The organism is Amycolatopsis sp. NPDC005961, from assembly GCF_040629235.1.
In the GTDB taxonomy this organism is placed as follows: domain Bacteria; phylum Actinomycetota; class Actinomycetes; order Mycobacteriales; family Pseudonocardiaceae; genus Amycolatopsis; species Amycolatopsis camponoti.
The window spans coordinates 1-15,197 of the sequence record NZ_JBEXVF010000012.1 but is presented as its reverse complement, the minus strand read 5'-3'; the positions used below and the strand labels follow the sequence as shown (position 1 = coordinate 15,197).

General features: G+C 72.0%; 19 protein-coding genes and 1 pseudogene. 10 read left to right on the top strand and 10 right to left on the bottom strand.

The annotated features are described in order from the left end of the window. Nucleotides 1-107: 107 nt before the first annotated feature. Nucleotides 108-845, top strand: coding sequence for a hypothetical protein (locus ABZ342_RS13420; RefSeq protein WP_360472301.1), 738 nt, complete (start codon nucleotides 108-110; stop codon nucleotides 843-845). 1 nt (nucleotide 846) lies between these two features. On the opposite strand, the gene ABZ342_RS13415 is transcribed toward ABZ342_RS13420, so the two are convergent. The 4 genes from ABZ342_RS13415 to ABZ342_RS13400 all read right to left on the bottom strand — a co-directional run bounded on the left by ABZ342_RS13415 (nucleotide 847) and on the right by ABZ342_RS13400 (nucleotide 4,158). Continuing rightward, complete coding sequence (locus ABZ342_RS13415; protein ID WP_360472298.1) at nucleotides 847-1,281, bottom strand: nuclear transport factor 2 family protein; 435 nt, start codon at nucleotides 1,279-1,281, stop codon at nucleotides 847-849. After that, entirely contained in the window at nucleotides 1,278-1,727 is a 450-nt protein-coding gene (locus ABZ342_RS13410; RefSeq protein ID WP_155543042.1) for a cupin domain-containing protein, read from the bottom strand. The genes ABZ342_RS13415 and ABZ342_RS13410 overlap by 4 nt, the downstream gene beginning before the upstream one ends. A gap of 14 nt (nucleotides 1,728-1,741) precedes the next feature. After that, nucleotides 1,742-3,232, bottom strand: a complete 1,491-nt coding sequence (locus tag ABZ342_RS13405) for an NAD(P)/FAD-dependent oxidoreductase (protein WP_155543041.1) — start codon at nucleotides 3,230-3,232, stop codon at nucleotides 1,742-1,744. Nucleotides 3,233-3,333: 101 nt separating this feature from the next. Further along, nucleotides 3,334-4,158, bottom strand: a complete 825-nt coding sequence (locus tag ABZ342_RS13400) for an IclR family transcriptional regulator (protein ID WP_155543040.1) — start codon at nucleotides 4,156-4,158, stop codon at nucleotides 3,334-3,336. A 21-nt stretch (nucleotides 4,159-4,179) separates the two neighbouring features. Here ABZ342_RS13400 and ABZ342_RS13395 point away from each other — a divergent pair, with 21 nt between their 5' ends. From ABZ342_RS13395 to ABZ342_RS13375, 5 genes are all read left to right on the top strand, one after another. Continuing rightward, on the top strand, nucleotides 4,180-4,971 hold the full coding sequence (locus tag ABZ342_RS13395; RefSeq protein WP_360472294.1) for an SDR family oxidoreductase: 792 nt from the start codon (nucleotides 4,180-4,182) through the stop codon (nucleotides 4,969-4,971). A gap of 14 nt (nucleotides 4,972-4,985) precedes the next feature. Continuing rightward, nucleotides 4,986-5,492 (top strand): cupin domain-containing protein, encoded by a 507-nt coding sequence (locus ABZ342_RS13390; RefSeq protein WP_360472292.1) that lies wholly within the window; start codon nucleotides 4,986-4,988, stop codon nucleotides 5,490-5,492. Next, nucleotides 5,489-6,382, top strand: a complete 894-nt coding sequence (locus ABZ342_RS13385) for an alpha/beta hydrolase (protein ID WP_360472289.1) — start codon at nucleotides 5,489-5,491, stop codon at nucleotides 6,380-6,382. Before ABZ342_RS13390 ends, ABZ342_RS13385 begins: the two co-directional genes overlap by 4 nt. After that, on the top strand, nucleotides 6,382-7,311 hold the full coding sequence (locus ABZ342_RS13380) for a 2,3-dihydroxyphenylpropionate 1,2-dioxygenase (RefSeq protein ID WP_360472286.1): 930 nt from the start codon (nucleotides 6,382-6,384) through the stop codon (nucleotides 7,309-7,311). Before ABZ342_RS13385 ends, ABZ342_RS13380 begins: the two co-directional genes overlap by 1 nt. Nucleotides 7,312-7,438: 127 nt before the next feature. Continuing rightward, the gene (locus ABZ342_RS13375) at nucleotides 7,439-8,227 is read left to right on the top strand and encodes a glycoside hydrolase family protein (protein ID WP_360472740.1); all 789 of its coding nucleotides are present in this window, start codon (nucleotides 7,439-7,441) and stop codon (nucleotides 8,225-8,227) included. Here the strand turns inward: ABZ342_RS13375 and ABZ342_RS13370 are convergent. The 3 genes from ABZ342_RS13370 to ABZ342_RS13360 are packed head-to-tail and all read right to left on the bottom strand — an operon-like array spanning nucleotide 8,212 to nucleotide 10,211. Next, nucleotides 8,212-8,640 (bottom strand): VOC family protein, encoded by a 429-nt coding sequence (locus ABZ342_RS13370; protein WP_360472283.1) that lies wholly within the window; start codon nucleotides 8,638-8,640, stop codon nucleotides 8,212-8,214. The two genes, ABZ342_RS13375 and ABZ342_RS13370, sit on opposite strands and share 16 nt — an antisense overlap. Continuing rightward, nucleotides 8,633-9,340, bottom strand: coding sequence for an SDR family oxidoreductase (locus tag ABZ342_RS13365; RefSeq protein ID WP_360472281.1), 708 nt, complete (start codon nucleotides 9,338-9,340; stop codon nucleotides 8,633-8,635). Before ABZ342_RS13365 ends, ABZ342_RS13370 begins: the two co-directional genes overlap by 8 nt. 1 nt (nucleotide 9,341) lies before the next feature. Next, nucleotides 9,342-10,211, bottom strand: a complete 870-nt coding sequence (locus tag ABZ342_RS13360) for a DUF427 domain-containing protein (RefSeq protein ID WP_360472278.1) — start codon at nucleotides 10,209-10,211, stop codon at nucleotides 9,342-9,344. Between the two features lie 93 nt (nucleotides 10,212-10,304). Between ABZ342_RS13360 and ABZ342_RS13355 the strand changes: the two genes are divergently transcribed. Continuing rightward, the gene (locus tag ABZ342_RS13355; RefSeq protein ID WP_155543032.1) at nucleotides 10,305-10,805 is read left to right on the top strand and encodes a CGNR zinc finger domain-containing protein; all 501 of its coding nucleotides are present in this window, start codon (nucleotides 10,305-10,307) and stop codon (nucleotides 10,803-10,805) included. A gap of 14 nt (nucleotides 10,806-10,819) precedes the next feature. Further along, a complete protein-coding gene (locus tag ABZ342_RS13350; RefSeq protein ID WP_360472275.1) occupies nucleotides 10,820-12,496 on the top strand; it encodes an MOSC and FAD-binding oxidoreductase domain-containing protein in 1,677 nt (558 codons plus the stop codon). Here the strand turns inward: ABZ342_RS13350 and ABZ342_RS13345 are convergent, their stop codons facing one another. Further along, the gene (locus tag ABZ342_RS13345; RefSeq protein WP_360472272.1) at nucleotides 12,497-13,066 is read right to left on the bottom strand and encodes a GNAT family N-acetyltransferase; all 570 of its coding nucleotides are present in this window, start codon (nucleotides 13,064-13,066) and stop codon (nucleotides 12,497-12,499) included. A 55-nt stretch (nucleotides 13,067-13,121) separates the two neighbouring features. Here ABZ342_RS13345 and ABZ342_RS13340 point away from each other — a divergent pair, with 55 nt between their 5' ends. Further along, the gene (locus ABZ342_RS13340; RefSeq protein ID WP_360472269.1) at nucleotides 13,122-13,511 is read left to right on the top strand and encodes an HTH domain-containing protein; all 390 of its coding nucleotides are present in this window, start codon (nucleotides 13,122-13,124) and stop codon (nucleotides 13,509-13,511) included. A gap of 50 nt (nucleotides 13,512-13,561) precedes the next feature. Here ABZ342_RS13340 and ABZ342_RS13335 read toward each other — a convergent pair whose 3' ends face one another. Continuing rightward, the gene (locus ABZ342_RS13335; protein ID WP_360472737.1) at nucleotides 13,562-14,227 is read right to left on the bottom strand and encodes a nitroreductase; all 666 of its coding nucleotides are present in this window, start codon (nucleotides 14,225-14,227) and stop codon (nucleotides 13,562-13,564) included. 265 nt (nucleotides 14,228-14,492) lie between these two features. On the opposite strand from ABZ342_RS13335, the pseudogene ABZ342_RS13330 reads away from it, so the two are divergent. Further along, a pseudogene (locus tag ABZ342_RS13330) lies at nucleotides 14,493-14,636 on the top strand (epoxide hydrolase); the annotation flags it as partial. A gap of 31 nt (nucleotides 14,637-14,667) precedes the next feature. On the opposite strand, the gene ABZ342_RS13325 reads toward ABZ342_RS13330, so the two are convergent. Next, nucleotides 14,668-15,024 (bottom strand): VOC family protein, encoded by a 357-nt coding sequence (locus tag ABZ342_RS13325; protein ID WP_360472267.1) that lies wholly within the window; start codon nucleotides 15,022-15,024, stop codon nucleotides 14,668-14,670. Nucleotides 15,025-15,197: the final 173 nt, after the last annotated feature.

The following is a 15,197-nucleotide window of genomic DNA, read 5'->3' as shown; positions in this document are numbered from 1 at the left end:
CGATCGATCTCGATCTGTCACACAGCAGGCCGTAACAGATCACCCATCCGGTCGATATCCCGATCGTGTCCGGATGACCCGGACCTTCACGAGGGGACCTTCTCACCATGTCTCGTCTCCACCTGGGAGCGCTCATCGCCACCGGGGCGGTCGCCGCCCTGATCTCCGCCGGTTGCTCGAGCACCGCCGGCACGCCGTCGCCGGCCGCCGCGTCGTCCACCGGCGCCCCGACGTCCGCGAGTGTCGAAGCCGCCTCGCTCGCCGGGTCGGAGGCCGGCTCCGCCGTCGCCGCGGCCGCGAAGCAGGCCAAGGCCGTGCACATCCGCGGCACGGTCGCCGAGGGCGGGAACATCAACCTCGACCTGCAGCTCAACCCGGACAGCGCGAGCGGCACCGTGGTGCAGGACGGTCTCGAGATCCCGGTCCTGCGCACCGGCGACAAGTACTTCTTCCGGTTCAGCCAGTCGCTGATCGACAAGGCCGGCATCCCGGCGTCGGTGGGCAAGCTCCTCAAGGACAAGTGGGTGCCCTCGACGTCCCAGGTCGGCGCGGGGATCGGCGAGGCGTTCAAGCAGTTCCTCGACTACAAGACCTTCACCGACAACACGGTCGGCCAGCTGGCGTCCACGTCGTTCAAGGAGGGCGGGCCGACCACGGCCGGCGGCGTCCCGGCCTTGACGTTCACCAGCACCGACGGCACCGCGACGGTCGCGGCCACCGAGCCGCACTACCTGCTGCGCATGCAGGCCCCCAAGAACGGCACGCTGGAGTTCTCCGACTGGGACAAGCCGACGACGGTCACCGCCCCCAAGGCGGCGGAGATCTACTCGGGCCCCGGCGCCTGAGCTACCGGCGTTCCGCCCCGGAGCCGATCGGTTCCGGGGCGGGCGGCACATCCCCGGATCGCCCGGCCACGACCGGAGCGAGGGCCGGCGTGATGTCCATGTGGACGCGGTAGTCGGTCACCCGGTCCCCCGCCAGCCGGATGACCGTCACGCACGGCAGCGCCAGCGGCGTGCCGTCGGGGGCCGCCGTCTCGATCGTGAAGCGGCAGAACAGCTGGTCCTCGCCCACTTCCGCGACCTGCTCGACGGTGTGGCGGACCCAGGGCAGCGCTCCCGCCGCGCCGGCCGTCGCCGCGGTGATCGCGGCGCGGCCGGTCAGCGGCTCGTCGTTGGCGAACGCGTACGTCGCGTCGTCGGCGAACCACGACGCGAACGACTCGGCGTCGCCCGCGTCGACCGCCGCGCACATCGCGTGGACCATCCGGGCGCGGTTCACCTCCGCAGCTCCAAGCCGTAGCGGGTCATCACTTCCGCGACGAGCTTCATGTCCCGGCCGGGCGGCAGCTGCGACAGCTCGCGGTAGTAGTTCTCCAGGCCGGGCGGCGAAACCACCGCGATGACGCGGGTCTCCTCGTCGAAGGGGTTGCGGAACACGTGCGGCACCCCGCGCGGCATCAGCAGGGAATCGCCCTGGCCGAGGACGTGCCGCTCGCCGTCGAGCTCCACCTCGACGCGGCCCTGGACGCAGGTGAACAGCTCGTCCTCGCGGGTGTGGACGTGGGTCGGCGGCCCGCCGAGGCCCGGCGGCACGACGTACTCGAACAGGGAGTACGCGCCGTTCGTGTCGGCGCCGGTCAGGCGGGCGTGGATCCCCAGCCCGATCGCGCCCAGGTTGGTGCCGTCACCGGGGTGGATGACGTGGTGGCCGGTCGCGGTGCTCATCGGGAACTCCTTCGCTACAGCGGGGTTTTCGCGGGTTCGGGGGTGTCCTTCAGCCGGGTCAGCACGGCCGGCGTGAGCGACCGGTAGGCCGCGGGGACGACCGGGTTCAGCCAGTGCGTGAAGCGGGTGAACCGGCCGATCTGGACGCCGAGGTCGCCGAGCACCTCGTCCACGTTGTGGATGGAGAACGGGATGATCTTGGTGCCGCGGCAGTGGTGCGCGCCGGTCGCGACGTCCAGGAAGGCCAGCTGCGCGACGACGTCGGCGCGCCGGGTCGCCTCGTCCGGCAGGGTGAGCGCGCCCGCGAGGTCGGCCGCGATCCAGACCGCCGCCAGCTCGGCGTTGAGCGGGCTGAAGAACGACGAGTTGTAGCCGTTGAAGTAGAGGCCCGGCGCGGCCAGGGGCTGGATCTGCCGGTACAGCAGGAAGTTCCCGCGCTCGTCGAAGAGCCGTTCCTGGACGGCGGCGGGCAGGAACGGGACGCCCTGGGTGAACCCGGTCGCGCAGACGACCAGGTCGGCGGGCAGCACCGTGCCGTCGGCCAGTTCCGCGCACGGGCGGCCTCCGGACGAGCACAGCCGCCGGATCACCTGGTCGCGGTGGACGCGGATCGACCCGTCGGCGACGCCTTCGAAGAACCCTTCGGTGGCCAGGCCGATCGCGTTCTTGACGATGTCCTCCATCCGTCCGCGCGGCACCAGGTCGTGCTTCGCGAGCCCGAACTGCCGCACCGACACCGAGCCGATCGAGTTGAGCATCGCGCGGCGAAGCCGGTTTCCGGGGCCGTGCAAGAACTTCTCGAACCCGCGCAGCCACCGGTAGCGGAACAGCGCCTCGCCGAGCCGGGTCAGCAGCAGCATCTTGAAGTTGAGCACGCCGGCGATCTTGCGCGGCACCTTCCACAGCAGCTGCCGGGCGATGACGTCGGTCGTCTCGGCCACTTCGCTGATCGCCACGGTCACGTCACACGCCGACTTGCCGTACCCGACGACGAGCACGTGCTTGCCCCGCGCGTCGGCGACGTCGTGGAAGTCCGGCCCGGCCAGCAGCCGCCCGCCCGCCGCCTCGAACTCCGCGCGGCCCGGGTAGTCCGGCAGCGCCGGCTCGCAGAAGACTCCGTTGGCGACGACGACGCGGTCGACCACCGAGGCCCCCTGCGCCCCGGTGGTCACCACCCACCGCGCGCCGTCCGGGACCACCGACTCGACGGTGGTCCCGAGCCGCAGGTGGGGCGTGACGCCGAACTCGTCGGCGTAGTCCGCGAGGTACTCCTGGATCTGCGCGCCGGTCGGCCACTCCGGGAAGTCCCCCGGCATCGGGAAGTCCGAAAAGGAGTATTGGGCCTTGGGGCTCTGGGTGGTCAGGCCCGGGTAGCGCCGGGTCCGGCTCCACACCCCGCCGACGTCCGGGGCCTTGTCGAAGACCTCGACGTCGTGGCCGGCCTGCAGCAGCACCTTGGCCGTGGTCAGCCCGGCCAGTCCGGCCCCGATGATCGCGACGCGCATGCCTGGTCCTCCTCGTCCGGCACGTCCGGGCCGGGTGGCCCGGCTCGGCGTGCGCCACAGCGTGGATCAGGCGGGGGCGCACACCCAACCGCGAGTCCTGGTCACTGGGACGGCAACTCCGGGCGGGCCACCGCCCACCGCCGGGCGGAGTAGGCGCGGCTGGCCGCCGCGGCCGCCATCCGCACGGCCGGGCCGATCCGGTCGGGCTGCACCGCGGCGCTGGGCCCGGTGACCGACAGCGCGGCGGTCACGGTGCCGGTGAAGTCGAAGATCGGGGCCGCGACGCAGCTGATGCCGGCGTTGCCCTCCTCCCGGTCGTAGGCCCAGCCCTGCTCGTGGACGACGGCCAGTTCGCGCTCCAGCGCGTCGGCACCGGTGATCGTGCGCGGGGTCCGCCGGGTGAGCCCGGCCGCCACCACCGACGCGACGACGTCGGCGCCGGACCAGGCCAGGATCGCCCGGCCGAGCCCGGAACAGTGCGCCGGGATGAAGCCGCCGACCTGGTCGAGCATCGGCAGCGGCCGGTGCCCGCCGATCTTCTCGACGACGAGCACCCGGGTGCCTTCGAGCACGCCGAGCTGCACGGTCGTCTTGGCCGCCGCGTAGAGGTCCTGCAGGTAGGGCAGCACGGCCTCGCGCAGTTCGTGGCGCACCGGCACCAGGCCGGACAGCTCGAACAGGCGGTTCCCGATCCGGTACTTCTCGCCGGGCTTGTCCAGCCAGCCGAGCTCGATCATCCGGGCCGCGGTGCGGTGCACGGTCGAGCGTGGCAGCCCCGAGCGCTCGACGAGCCGGGACAGCGTCAGTTCGCGGTGGGTCGCGTCGAAGGCGTCCAGGAGCGCGGCGGCGCGTTCGAGCGCCCCGGAGGCGGTGACGTCTTCGGAGTCCCGGGCAGTGGGACCCGTCCTTGGCCGGCCGGCGGTCATGGCCCGAATGTAGGTCACATCATGGAGAGCAACCAGTCTCATCCGAAACGCCGCCGGGTGGCGCTCGTCGGCGGCGGTGCCGGCGGCATCGGCTCGGCCTGCGCGGCCGCTCTGCTGGCGAGTGGCCACCGCGTGGTCCTCGCCGGCCGCACGGAGGCGACCCTGACGGAAACCGCCTCGACGCTCGGCGACGACGTCGGGCACGTCGTCTGCGACCTCGCCGACCCGGCCGCGGCGGCCGACGCCGTGGCCCGGGTACGGGACCGGCACGGCACGCTCGACGTCGTCGTGGCCAACGCGGGCGGGCCGGCGCCCGGCCGTGTCTTCGACGTCCCCGCCGGGCAGTGGCACCACGACCTCGACCTGCTGGTCCTCGGCCCGCTGTCGCTCATGCGTGCCGCGTTGCCCGCGATGGCCGAACGCGGGTTCGGCCGCGTCGTCGTGATCAGCTCGACGGCCGTGCGGCAGCCGCAGCCGGAGCTGGCCGCCTCGACGGTGCTGCGCTCGGCGACGACGTCGGCGGCGAAGCTGGCCGCCCTCGAGTACGCAGACCGCGGCGTCACGGTCAACTGCGTCGCGGTCGGGGCCACGCTCACCCCGCGGCGCCTGGAGATCGTGCGCAGCCGGGCCGGCGCGGCGGGCATCGACGTCGCGACCGCGATGGCCGAGGACCTCGCCGCCATCCCCGCCGGACGCGCTGCCGCGCCGCGGGAGGTCGCGGCCGCGGTGGCGTTCCTGGCCTCGCCCGAAGCAGGCTACGTCAACGGATCCGTGCTGACCGTCGACGGCGGCCGCACGGAATGCCCCGCCTGAACGGAAGGTGCGCCATGACCACGACCGGCCCCGGCTTCGCCATGACCGACTTCCTCGCGAGCATCGCCCGCACCGTGCGCCCCGGCGGCGAACGACCGCTGGTGGTGCACGACGAAGACCTCGAGGAGATACCGCCGGGCAGCGTCCCGAACCCGACGTCGCTGCGGATCGCCGGCACGCTGCCGACCGCGACGTTCGAGCTCTTCCGGCAGGTCATCCCGGCCGGCGAGAGCTCGGACCTGCAGCGCCACCACCACGAGACCGTCCACTTCGTCCTGTCCGGCGACGGCCACAGCGAGATCGAGGACGAGACCGTGAGCTGGACGACCGGCTCGTTCGTCTACACGCCGCCGTGGACCTGGCACCGGCACCACAACGACTCGGCCGGGCACCCGGTCGAGTTCCTGACCATCGAGAACTCGCGGCTGCTCGGCCTGTTCGGCCTGAACCGCCGGCAAAGTGCGGGATCGGCGACCCTCGCCGAAGCCCGTACCCGCTTCGACCACCGGGAGGACCAGTGACCAAGCCGATCCCCGAGCACGTCGGCATCTGGGGCGAGCTGGGCGAGCTCGAACACACCCTGCGCTACGTCGACGTGCCACTGGACGGACGTCCGGTGCGGACGCGGGTCCTGCAAGCGGGCGCCGGGCCCGACCTGGTCCTGCTGCACGGGACCGGCGGGCACCTGGAGGCCTACGCCCGCGACCTGGCCGGCCTGGCCCGCGACTTCCGCGTCACGGCCTACGACATGGTCGGCCACGGCTGGTCGGACCTGCCCGACCGGCCCTACACGATCGACGTCCTGTCCGCGCACCTCGTGTCCCTTTTGGACGCTCTCGGCATCGGGCGCGCCCACCTGTCCGGCGAGTCGCTCGGCGGCTGGGTGGTCGCGTGGACCGCCGCGCACCACCCCGACCGCGTCGACAAGCTCGTGCTCAACACGCCGGGCAACATCGCGAACAAGCCCGAGGTGATGGCCCGGATGCGCGACAGCACGATGGCCGCGGTGCTCGACCCGAGCGACGAGACCGTGCGCCGGCGGGTCGAGTTCCTGTTCCACCACAAGGAGCTGGTGACCGACGAGCTGGTGAACCTGCGCCGCCGGGTGTACTCGCGGCCCGGGTTCGCCCGGGCGATCGGCAACACGCTCGTGCTGCAGGACCCCGAGGTGCGCAAGGACTTCGCGTGGGACCCGTCCTGGGTGTCGAAGGTGAAGGCGCCGACGCTGCTGCTGTGGACCAGCCACGACCCCACCGGCGGGCTCGACGAGGCCGAGCTGCTGCTCGGCTGGCTGCCCGACGCGCTGCTGCACGTCATCGACGACGCCGGGCACTGGCCGCAGTGGGAAAAGGTCGACGAGTTCCTCGACGTCCACCGCGCCTGGCTGCTGACCGGAGAGGACCCGTCCTGATGGCCGGGATCGCCGGGTTCGCGGGCATGTCCCACAGCCCGTTCGCGACGTTGCTGCCGCCACCGGCCGAGGGCGGCCCGGGCGCGCGGTTCCTCGCCGACGCCACGCTGGCGCGCCGGGCGGTGGAAGCGCTCGCGCCGGACGCGATCGTCGTGATCGGGCCCGACCACTTCCACGGCAACTTCTACGACGTGATGCCGCCGTTCGTGCTGGGCGTCGAGCACGCGGTGGGGTTCGGCGACTTCGGCAGCACCGAAGGACCGCTGCCGGTCGCCGGGGAGCTGGCGTGGTCCGTCCACAACGGACTGACCGGCGCGGGGTTCGACGTGTCGCTGTCGTATTCGCTGACGGTCGACCACGGCATCGTGCAGACCTACGAGATGCTGACCGGCGGTACCACGCTGCCGATGGTGCCGATCGTCGTCAACACGGCCGCGCCGCCGCTGCCGACCTTGCGGCGGTGCGTCGCCTTGGGCCGGGCCCTGGGCGCGGCCCTGCGCTCGGCGGACTTTCCCGGCCGGGTGCTGGTGGCGGCGAGCGGCGGGCTGTCGCACTGGCTGCCGTCGAACGACCCCCGGCTCGTGGCCGGTGAACGCCGCTCGTCGCTGATCCACGGGCGCGCGGACGTCCGCGCGTTCGCCGCGGCCCGCGAACCCCGCGTCCGCGCCATGGGCGGCGACCCCGGCGCGCGCGTGAACACCGAATGGGACCGGTGGTTCCTCGACCGCCTGGCCACCGACGACGCCGAAGCGATCGCCGACCTCGGGCACGAGACGCTCGAAACCATGGCGGGCAGCGGCGGTCACGAGGTGCGCTGCTGGCTGATCGGCCAGGTCGCGGCGGCGGCACCGCTCGTCTGGACCAGCTACGAGCCGGTCCCGGAGTGGATCACCGGCATGGGCATCGGCACGACGTTCCCGGTCGCCTGATCGCGCGGGCAAGGACGGTTCCTGTTCGTGCCCTCGGCGTCGCCGCGATCTTGCCGCGCGCCTCGGCAGTGCGTTACGCCGGTAGCGGACCAGCGTGACATTCACCGAGGAGCGGCTCGTGAAGAAAATGCTCGCCGTCGTGGCCATCGTTCTGCTCGCTCTCGGCGGTTTCGCCGCGCCCGCCGCCGGGGCGAGCGGCAAGAAGGGTGTCAGCGCCAACCCGTACTCCGGCGCCGCGACCGCGTTGAAGGACGTCGGGGCGAAGTGGTTCTACACGTGGGCGCCCGATCCCCAGGGCATCGCCGTGCCCGCCGGGACCGAGTTCGTGCCCATGATCTGGGGCAAGGACTCCGTCACGCAGGACCAGCTCGACCGGGCCAAGGCGAACGGCCGCACTCTGCTGGGCTTCAACGAACCGGACCTGGCGGGTCAGGCGAGCATGCCGGTCGAGACCGCGCTGGACCTGTGGCCGCAGCTGCAGTCCACCGGGCTGCGGCTCGGCGCGCCGGCGGTGGCCTACGGCGGCGACGTCGCGGGCGGGTGGCTCGACCGGTTCATGAGCGGCGCCGCGGCGCGCGGGTATCGCGTCGACTTCATCCCGCTGCACTGGTACGGCGGCGACTTTTCGAGCGCGGCTTCCGGGCAGCTGCAGTCGTACCTGCAGAAGGTCCACGATCGCTACCACCTGCCGATCTGGCTGACGGAGTACGCCCTCATCGACTTTTCGGGGTCCACGCCGCGTTATCCGTCGTCGGCCCAGCAGGTCGATTTCGTCCAGCGATCCACGGCGATGCTCGAAGGGCAGTCGTACGTCGAGCGGTACGCGTGGTTCTCGCTGTCGACGTCCACGTCCCCGACCGGCCTCTACTCCGGCACGACCCCGAACGCGAGCGGCGTCGCCTACCGCGCGGTGTAGCCGCGTTCCTGGACGATCCACGTGTTGCCGTCCGGGTCGGCGAAGCCGAAGAAGCTCGCGTAGTCACGCCGGTCCGGGTCGGCACCCGGCGCGTAGTCCCCTTGCCAGTCCGCGGACTTCTTGTGGCGCAGCGCGCTGACCGGCACGTCGCGCCCGGCCAGTTCCCCGTGTGCCGCTTCGATGTCGGCCACCACCAGGTAGTGGTCCCGGGCCGAACCCGGGGCCGCGCCGGTCAGGCCGACCCCGAGCTGGATGGACGCCGCCGACCCGGGCGGGGTCAGCTGGACGACCCGGAAACCGTCGTTCGGCGCGTAGTCGACGTCGAGAACGAAACCGAGGGAGCGGTAGAACCGGACCGCCCGGTCGACGTCGGCGACCGGCAGCGTGAGGACCTCGATGCTGAACTCAGACAAGGGGTTCACCACCGTCGACGTTGAGGGAGACACCGGTCAGGAAGCCGCTGCCCAGCGCGAAGACCACGGCTTCGGCGATCTCTTCGGGAAGGCCGACGCGACGCGCCGGGCTGGTGGCCGCGCGGGCGGCGAACAGCGCGGCCTTCTTCTCTTCGCCGAGCGCGTCGTAGGCCCCGGTGTCGATGGTGCCGGGCGAGATCGCGTTCACCCGGATCGGCGCCAGCTCCACCGCGAGCCCCCGGGTCAGTGCGTCGACCGCGGCGTTCGTGGCGCCGACGGCGAGCATGCCCGCCGCGGGCTTGCGCGCGGAAGAACCCGAGAAGAAGACGAACGAGCCGTCTTCGGGCATGCGCGGCGCGAAGTGCTTCGCCAGCAGCAGCGGGCCGAGCACCTTGACGTCGAACGACCGGAGCACGACGTCGTGGGCCAGCTCGCCCACCGTCCCCCGCGCCCGGGCCGACGCCGTCGACACGACGTGGTCGACCTGGCCGAGCCGTTCGGCCAGGGCGGCGACGGAGGCTTCGTCGGTGAGGTCGACCGACGCGGTGGTGACGTCCGGATCGTCGTAGACCAGGGACTTTTCGTCGCGTCCGGCGACCACGACCGTGGCCCCGGCCGCGCGGGCGGCGAGCGTCACCGCGCGGGCGATGCCGCTGCCGCGGCCGATCACGAGGACCGTGCGGTCCTTCAAGGAAGTCATCTCAGTTTCCCTTCGGAGCAAGGAGTTCGTCGGGGTCCAGGCCCCGGTCGATGCCGTGCGGGGTGACGCTCTGCCCCGGTTCGAGGGCGAGCTTGCGGCCGTCGAGGGTCACGTCGACGACGTCCGGTTCGAACGACACGAACCCGGACACCCGCTCGACCTCGGGCCACGCCTCCGGGTACGACCACGCGGCGCGTTTGCCGGACCCGATGTCGAAGTAGCCCGCCAATCCCTTGTACGGGCAGAAGGTCTCGCCCTCGACCGGCGTCAGCGCCGTCAGGTCGATGTCCTCGCGCGGCACGTACCAGCGCGGCGCGAAGCCCGACTCGTAGAGCACGACCGGCCGCCGGGTCTCGGCGACGACGCGGTCGCCGTCGCGCACAACCAAGTGGCGTGCGGTCTGCCGGATGTCGATGCGGTGGTACGGGTCGGCCGCGTGGCCGACGATCCGCTCCTCCTCCTCGTAGAACGCGTCCATCGCCCGCCAGGCGAAGGCGACGCGGTCGCCCAGGACGTCGGCGTGGCCCGGGAGGCCGGTGTAGCGCCAGGCCGCGCGCGGGGCCTGCTTGTCGGCCGTCCAGACGGCGTACCACTCGGTCGGCCCGAGGTCGCGGTGCGTCGTCGTCCGGTCCTCGGCGACGAGCACGTCGTCGCGGACGTCGGCGAGCGGGAAGTACGCCACCGGGTACCGGCCGGGTTCGTGCAGCAGGACGACGTCCTCGCTGTCGGCCACCCACTCCCCGCCGAACCGCACGCGCATCCGCCGCCGCAGCGGCTCGGCGAACAGCAGCCGCTCGGGCAGCGGCTGCTCGACCAGGAAGTGCCCCACCCCCCGCGTCGCCAGTGGTCCTTGCTGCCAGGCCAGTCCCATGACCTCCTCCTAACCTTTTTAACTTTGTTTGATGGTTAGACATGGAAGCACCGGTAGGGTAACCTGTCAACAGTGAGTTTGGAGGTTAGGCCGATGACCGACGAGACACTGCTCCTCGATCTGCTGAACACGACCCCGGTCCGCGACGGCGCCCCCGCGGACGACCTCGCCGACGAGCGGGCGGCCCGGCAGTGGCTCGCCGACCACGGGCAACCGGCCGGCGGCGACGAGCACCGCGCGCTGCTGGAGGCTCGGTCCGCGCTGCAAGGGATCGTCCGCGGTCAGGCCGAGCCCCGCGCCGCCGCGCGGTTCGTCGACGACGTCACCTACCGGGCGGCCTTCGGCGACGACGGCGTCGAGTGGGTGCTCGACGTCCCCGCCGGCCGGTCCGCCGCCGCGCGGGCCGTGCTCGCCTGGGACGCGCTCGCGAAGTCGAGCCCCGGCCGGCTGCGCCCGTGCGCCAACCCGGAGTGCCGGCTCTTCCTGATCGACCACAGCAAGCCCAACAGCGCCCGCTGGTGCTCGATGGCCGTGTGCGGCAACCGCATGAAGGCCCGGCGCCACTACCAGCGCTCCCGTACCGCCGCGGACTGAAGGAGACGACCACGATGGCCCGCTTGGTGTCACTGAACGTCGGGATGCCGAAGGACGTGCCTTGGGAAGGGCGCACCGTCCACACGGGAATCTTCAAGTACCCCGTCGAAGGCCGCTTGCTGGTCCGCCGGCTCAACGTCGACGGCGACGGCCAGGGCGACCTGGGCGGCCACGGCGGCGAGAACCGCGCGGTGCTCGTGTACCAGCGTCAGTCCTACGAGCACTGGCGGCGGTTCCTCGGCCGCGACGACCTCGAAGACGGCCAGTTCGGCGAGAACTTCACCGTGGACGGCCTGCCCGACGACGAAGTGCACATCGGCGACCGCTACCGGATCGGCGAGGCCGAGTTCGAGGTCACCCAGCCCCGCGTCACGTGCTTCCGCGTCGGGATGCGCCTGGGCGAGCCGCGGATGCCATCGCTGCTGGTCGCGCACCACCGACCCGGCTTCTACCTGCGCGTCGTCACCGAAGGCCACGTCGAGGCCGGCGACGAGATCGTCCGCACCCGGACCGGCCGCCACGAGATGAGCGTCGCGGACATCGACGCGCTCCTGTACCTGCCAGGCCGCGACACCGAGGCGCTCCGCAAGGCCGTCGACATCCCGGCGCTCAGCCCCGGCTGGCAGGGGTCCTTCCGCGACCTGCTCGCGGCGAAGCCCGCGCCCGCGCCGAGCGGGTGGCGCGGCTTCCGGCCGTTGCGCGTCGCCCGGGTGGTGCCCGAAAGCCCGGCCGTGTCCTCGATCCACCTGGCCGCCGACGACGGCGAGCCACTCCCCCGTCCCGAGCCCGGCCAGTACCTCACGCTGCGCGTCCCCGGCGCCGGCGACCCCGCACCGGTCCGCAGCTACTCGCTGTCCGCGGCGCCGTCGGATGCCGAGTACCGCATCAGCGTCAAGCGCGACGGCGTGGTCAGCAGCTACCTCACCAGCCGGCTCGCGCCCGGCGCGCTGGTGGACGTCGCGGCACCCCGCGGCGACTTCGTCCTGGCGGGCGACGACCGTCCCGTGGTGCTGGTGTCCGCGGGCATCGGCGTGACGCCGGTCTTGGCGATGCTCCACGCACTGGCCGCTCGCCGGGCTTCGCAGCCGGTCTGGTGGCTGCACACCACCCGGACCGCGGCCGAGCAGGCGTTCGCGGCCGAGGCGCACCGGCTGCTGGCGAGCCTGCCCGACGGTCGCGAGCACGTCCGCTACACGACGGAAAGCGGCCGGCTCACCCGCGAAGTATTGTCCACTTTGAACCTGCCGCGGGACGCGACCGCGTACCTCTGCGGCCCGGACGCGTTCATGACGGCGATGCGGGAGTCCCTGGTGTCACTGGGTTTCGACGCCTCTCGCGTCCACAGTGAACTGTTCGGCGGGGTGTCCGCGATCAACCCGGGACTGACCGGCGTCGTCCGGAAGACCCCGCACGCCCCGGCGGGCGCGGCGGGAACCGGCCCGGCGGTGATGTTCGCGCGCAGCGGGCTCACGGTGCCGTGGAGCGAGGAGTACCCCAGCCTGCTGGAGTTCGCGGAGGCGTGCGACGTCCCGACGCGCTGGTCGTGCCGGACCGGGGTCTGCCACACGTGCGTGACGCCGGTGCTCTCGGGCCGGGTGGAGTACGACCCGGAGCCCCTGGAGCCGCCGGCGGCGGGCAAGGCGCTCGTCTGCTGCGCGCGGCCGCGGGAGGACGTCGTCTTGGACCTCTGATCAGCGGAGATCGAGCCGCATCAGCCAGCGGACCCGGCGGTCCGCCCGCGCTTCGGTCGCCCGGACCCGCTCGAACCCCGCCGCTTCGAACAGCGACGTCGTGCCGACGTGGGCCGCGCTCGAGCTGATGCGCGCGCCCTCCGGGTCGACCGGGTAGCCCTCGACCGCCGGGGCGCCGGACGCACGCGCGTAGTCGACCGCCCCGGCCAGCAACGCCGCCGACACGCCTCGACGCCGGTGCGACGAGCGCACCACGAAGCACACCACGCTCCACACCGGCAGGTCGTCGAGCGCGGGCATCGTCCGCGAGCGTTTCAACCGCTCCATGCGCGACCGCGGCGAGACGCCACACCACCCGACCGGCGTGTCCCCGTCGTAGGCGAGCACGCCCGGCGCGGGCTCGTCCGCGCAAAGGCCCCGGACGCGCTCCGCCCGCGCTTCGCCGCGCAGCGCGCTGTATTCGGCCGAAGTGACGCGGTAAGCGAGGCACCAGCAGGCGCGCTCGTTCCCGCTGGGGTTGAGGATCGAAGCGACGTCTTCGAAGTGCGAAGCGGGACGGACCAGGATCATGGAATCACCGTAGAATCCGATTCCCGACAAAGCCATGTCGGCTAGGGGGGCGCGCGTGGATCGGCTCGTCGGCTCCGGCCGCTACCCGGGGATGACCCAGCTGCACCAGGCCGTGCCGCTGGTCGAGCGCCAGCACGCCCTGATCGAGGAGATGCGCGCGCGGGCGCCCCGGTTCGTCACCGGCCGAGTGCTGGCCGAGCGCACCGGGACGACCGTGCGGACCGTCGAGCGCGACGTCACGCGCCTGCGCGAGGCGAGTGTCCCGGTCGAGGTGAAGCGCGGCGTCGGCGGCGGCTACCGGCTCTCGATGCCGGCCGTCGTGCCGCCGGTGACGTTCAGCCCGGGCGAGGTCGCGGCACTGGTCGCGTCCCTCGTGGCTCTCGGCCCCTACACCTCCGCCACGGCCCGCACCGCACTGGACAAGCTCCTGACGGCCTTCGGTTAGCCGATTTGTCGACTCCGGTCAGCCAGGCGGGCTCCGGCCGGACGGACGTGTCAGGCGTCGACGAACGTGACCGTGGCGCCGAGCGGCGCCCGGCCGATGCGGGACCGGTCCGCCGCGAGGTCCTCGAAGCCGATCGACAGGCCGCAGAAGAGCAACAGCCCGGGCGGCGGCGCCACGATCTCCGAGACGGTCCGGTGGAACTTCGCCCACGCCATCTGCGGGCAGCTGTGCAGCCCCTCCGCACGCAGGAGCAGCATGACGGTCTGCAGGTACATGCCGGCGTCGGACCACTGGGGCCGGCCCAGCTCGCGGTCGAGGTAGCAGAACAACGCGGCGGGAGCGCCGAAGCAATCCCAGTTCGCGGAAGCGGCCCGCTGCCGCGCTTCCCCGTCTTCGCGCGGGATGCCGAGCGCGCCGTAGCGGTGCTCGCCGAACTCGGATCGGCGTTCGCGGTACGGGGATTTCAGCGCGGACGGGTACATCTCGTACTCCGGCTCATCCCAGGGATCGCCCGCGGCCAGGCGCTCGCCGGCGCGTTTCTTGAGCTCGGCCAGCGGCGCGCCGGTCAGCACGTAGGCATGCCACGGCTGGAGGTTCGACCCGGACGGCGCCCAGGCCGCCGCGAACAGCACCCGCTCCAGCACCTCTTTCGGGACCGGCCGGTCGTCGAAGGCCCGCACCGCCCGCCGGCTCGTGACCGCTTCATAGACGTCGATCATCGGGATCACCTCGCAGACTTCGTCACGAACGAGAACGTATCATTCGATACGTTTGCTCGACCAGGCGAATGTCGGCGAGGTCTCACCGAGGGGGACCGGCTAGCGACCGATCCCGGCGCACTGGGCGTCCGCCGGCCCGGGGTGCCGGACGGCGACCTGACTTGGCTCAAGATCGCCGATCTTGGGTAGGGTGCTGGCTGTTGAGCTGCGGTTTCGTCGTGTGAACGGCGAAAATCTGCGCACTAAGCGGCCCGTTCCAGGGGTCTGCCCATCGCTTCCCGGTTACGGCTTCAGCGACAAGCCGGCCGCGCCGGGGTGGGGGATCGAGCGGATATCCGAGGCGTGGCGCGAGCTGATGGCCCGGCTCGGCTGCCGGCGGTTCGGCGCCCAGGGCAGCGACTTAGGTCCGGTCATTCTTCCGGCTGGTCCGCTGATGGTCACCCGTACTCGGTAAGCGGCTGGCTGAAGATCAACAAGTGCCCATCGGGTGTCCGTACGTTGAAGTCGCGCATCCCGTAGGGCCGGTCAGCCAGTGGCTCGACGATGTCGGCGCCGCGGGCGCGCAACTCGTCGTGACAGGAATCGACGTCGTCGACGATAACCGTCACCCTGGCCGGGCCGACGCTGCTTTCGGCGTACAGGTGGAACTCGGCGGTGTCGCGGATCACGGCCGCGTAGCTAGGTGGGGTCTCCCAGGTGAATATGGTGTCGAATCCGAGCACGTCCGTGAAGTACGACCGCGCTGCCTGCACATCTCGGCACGGCAGCACGGGAATCGCCACCCGCATGACCATTCCGTCACCTTACCTGCCTTTGACTCAAGATCGCTGATCTTGGGTAGGGTGCTGGCTGTTGAGCTGCGGTTTCGGACGAGCTCTTCGCGGCCGCCGAGCGGCACGGCTTCACCTGGAGCGTGCACCGCGCGCACCTCGTCCAGCCGCAGCGTCACCGACCGCCCGGTGAGCCG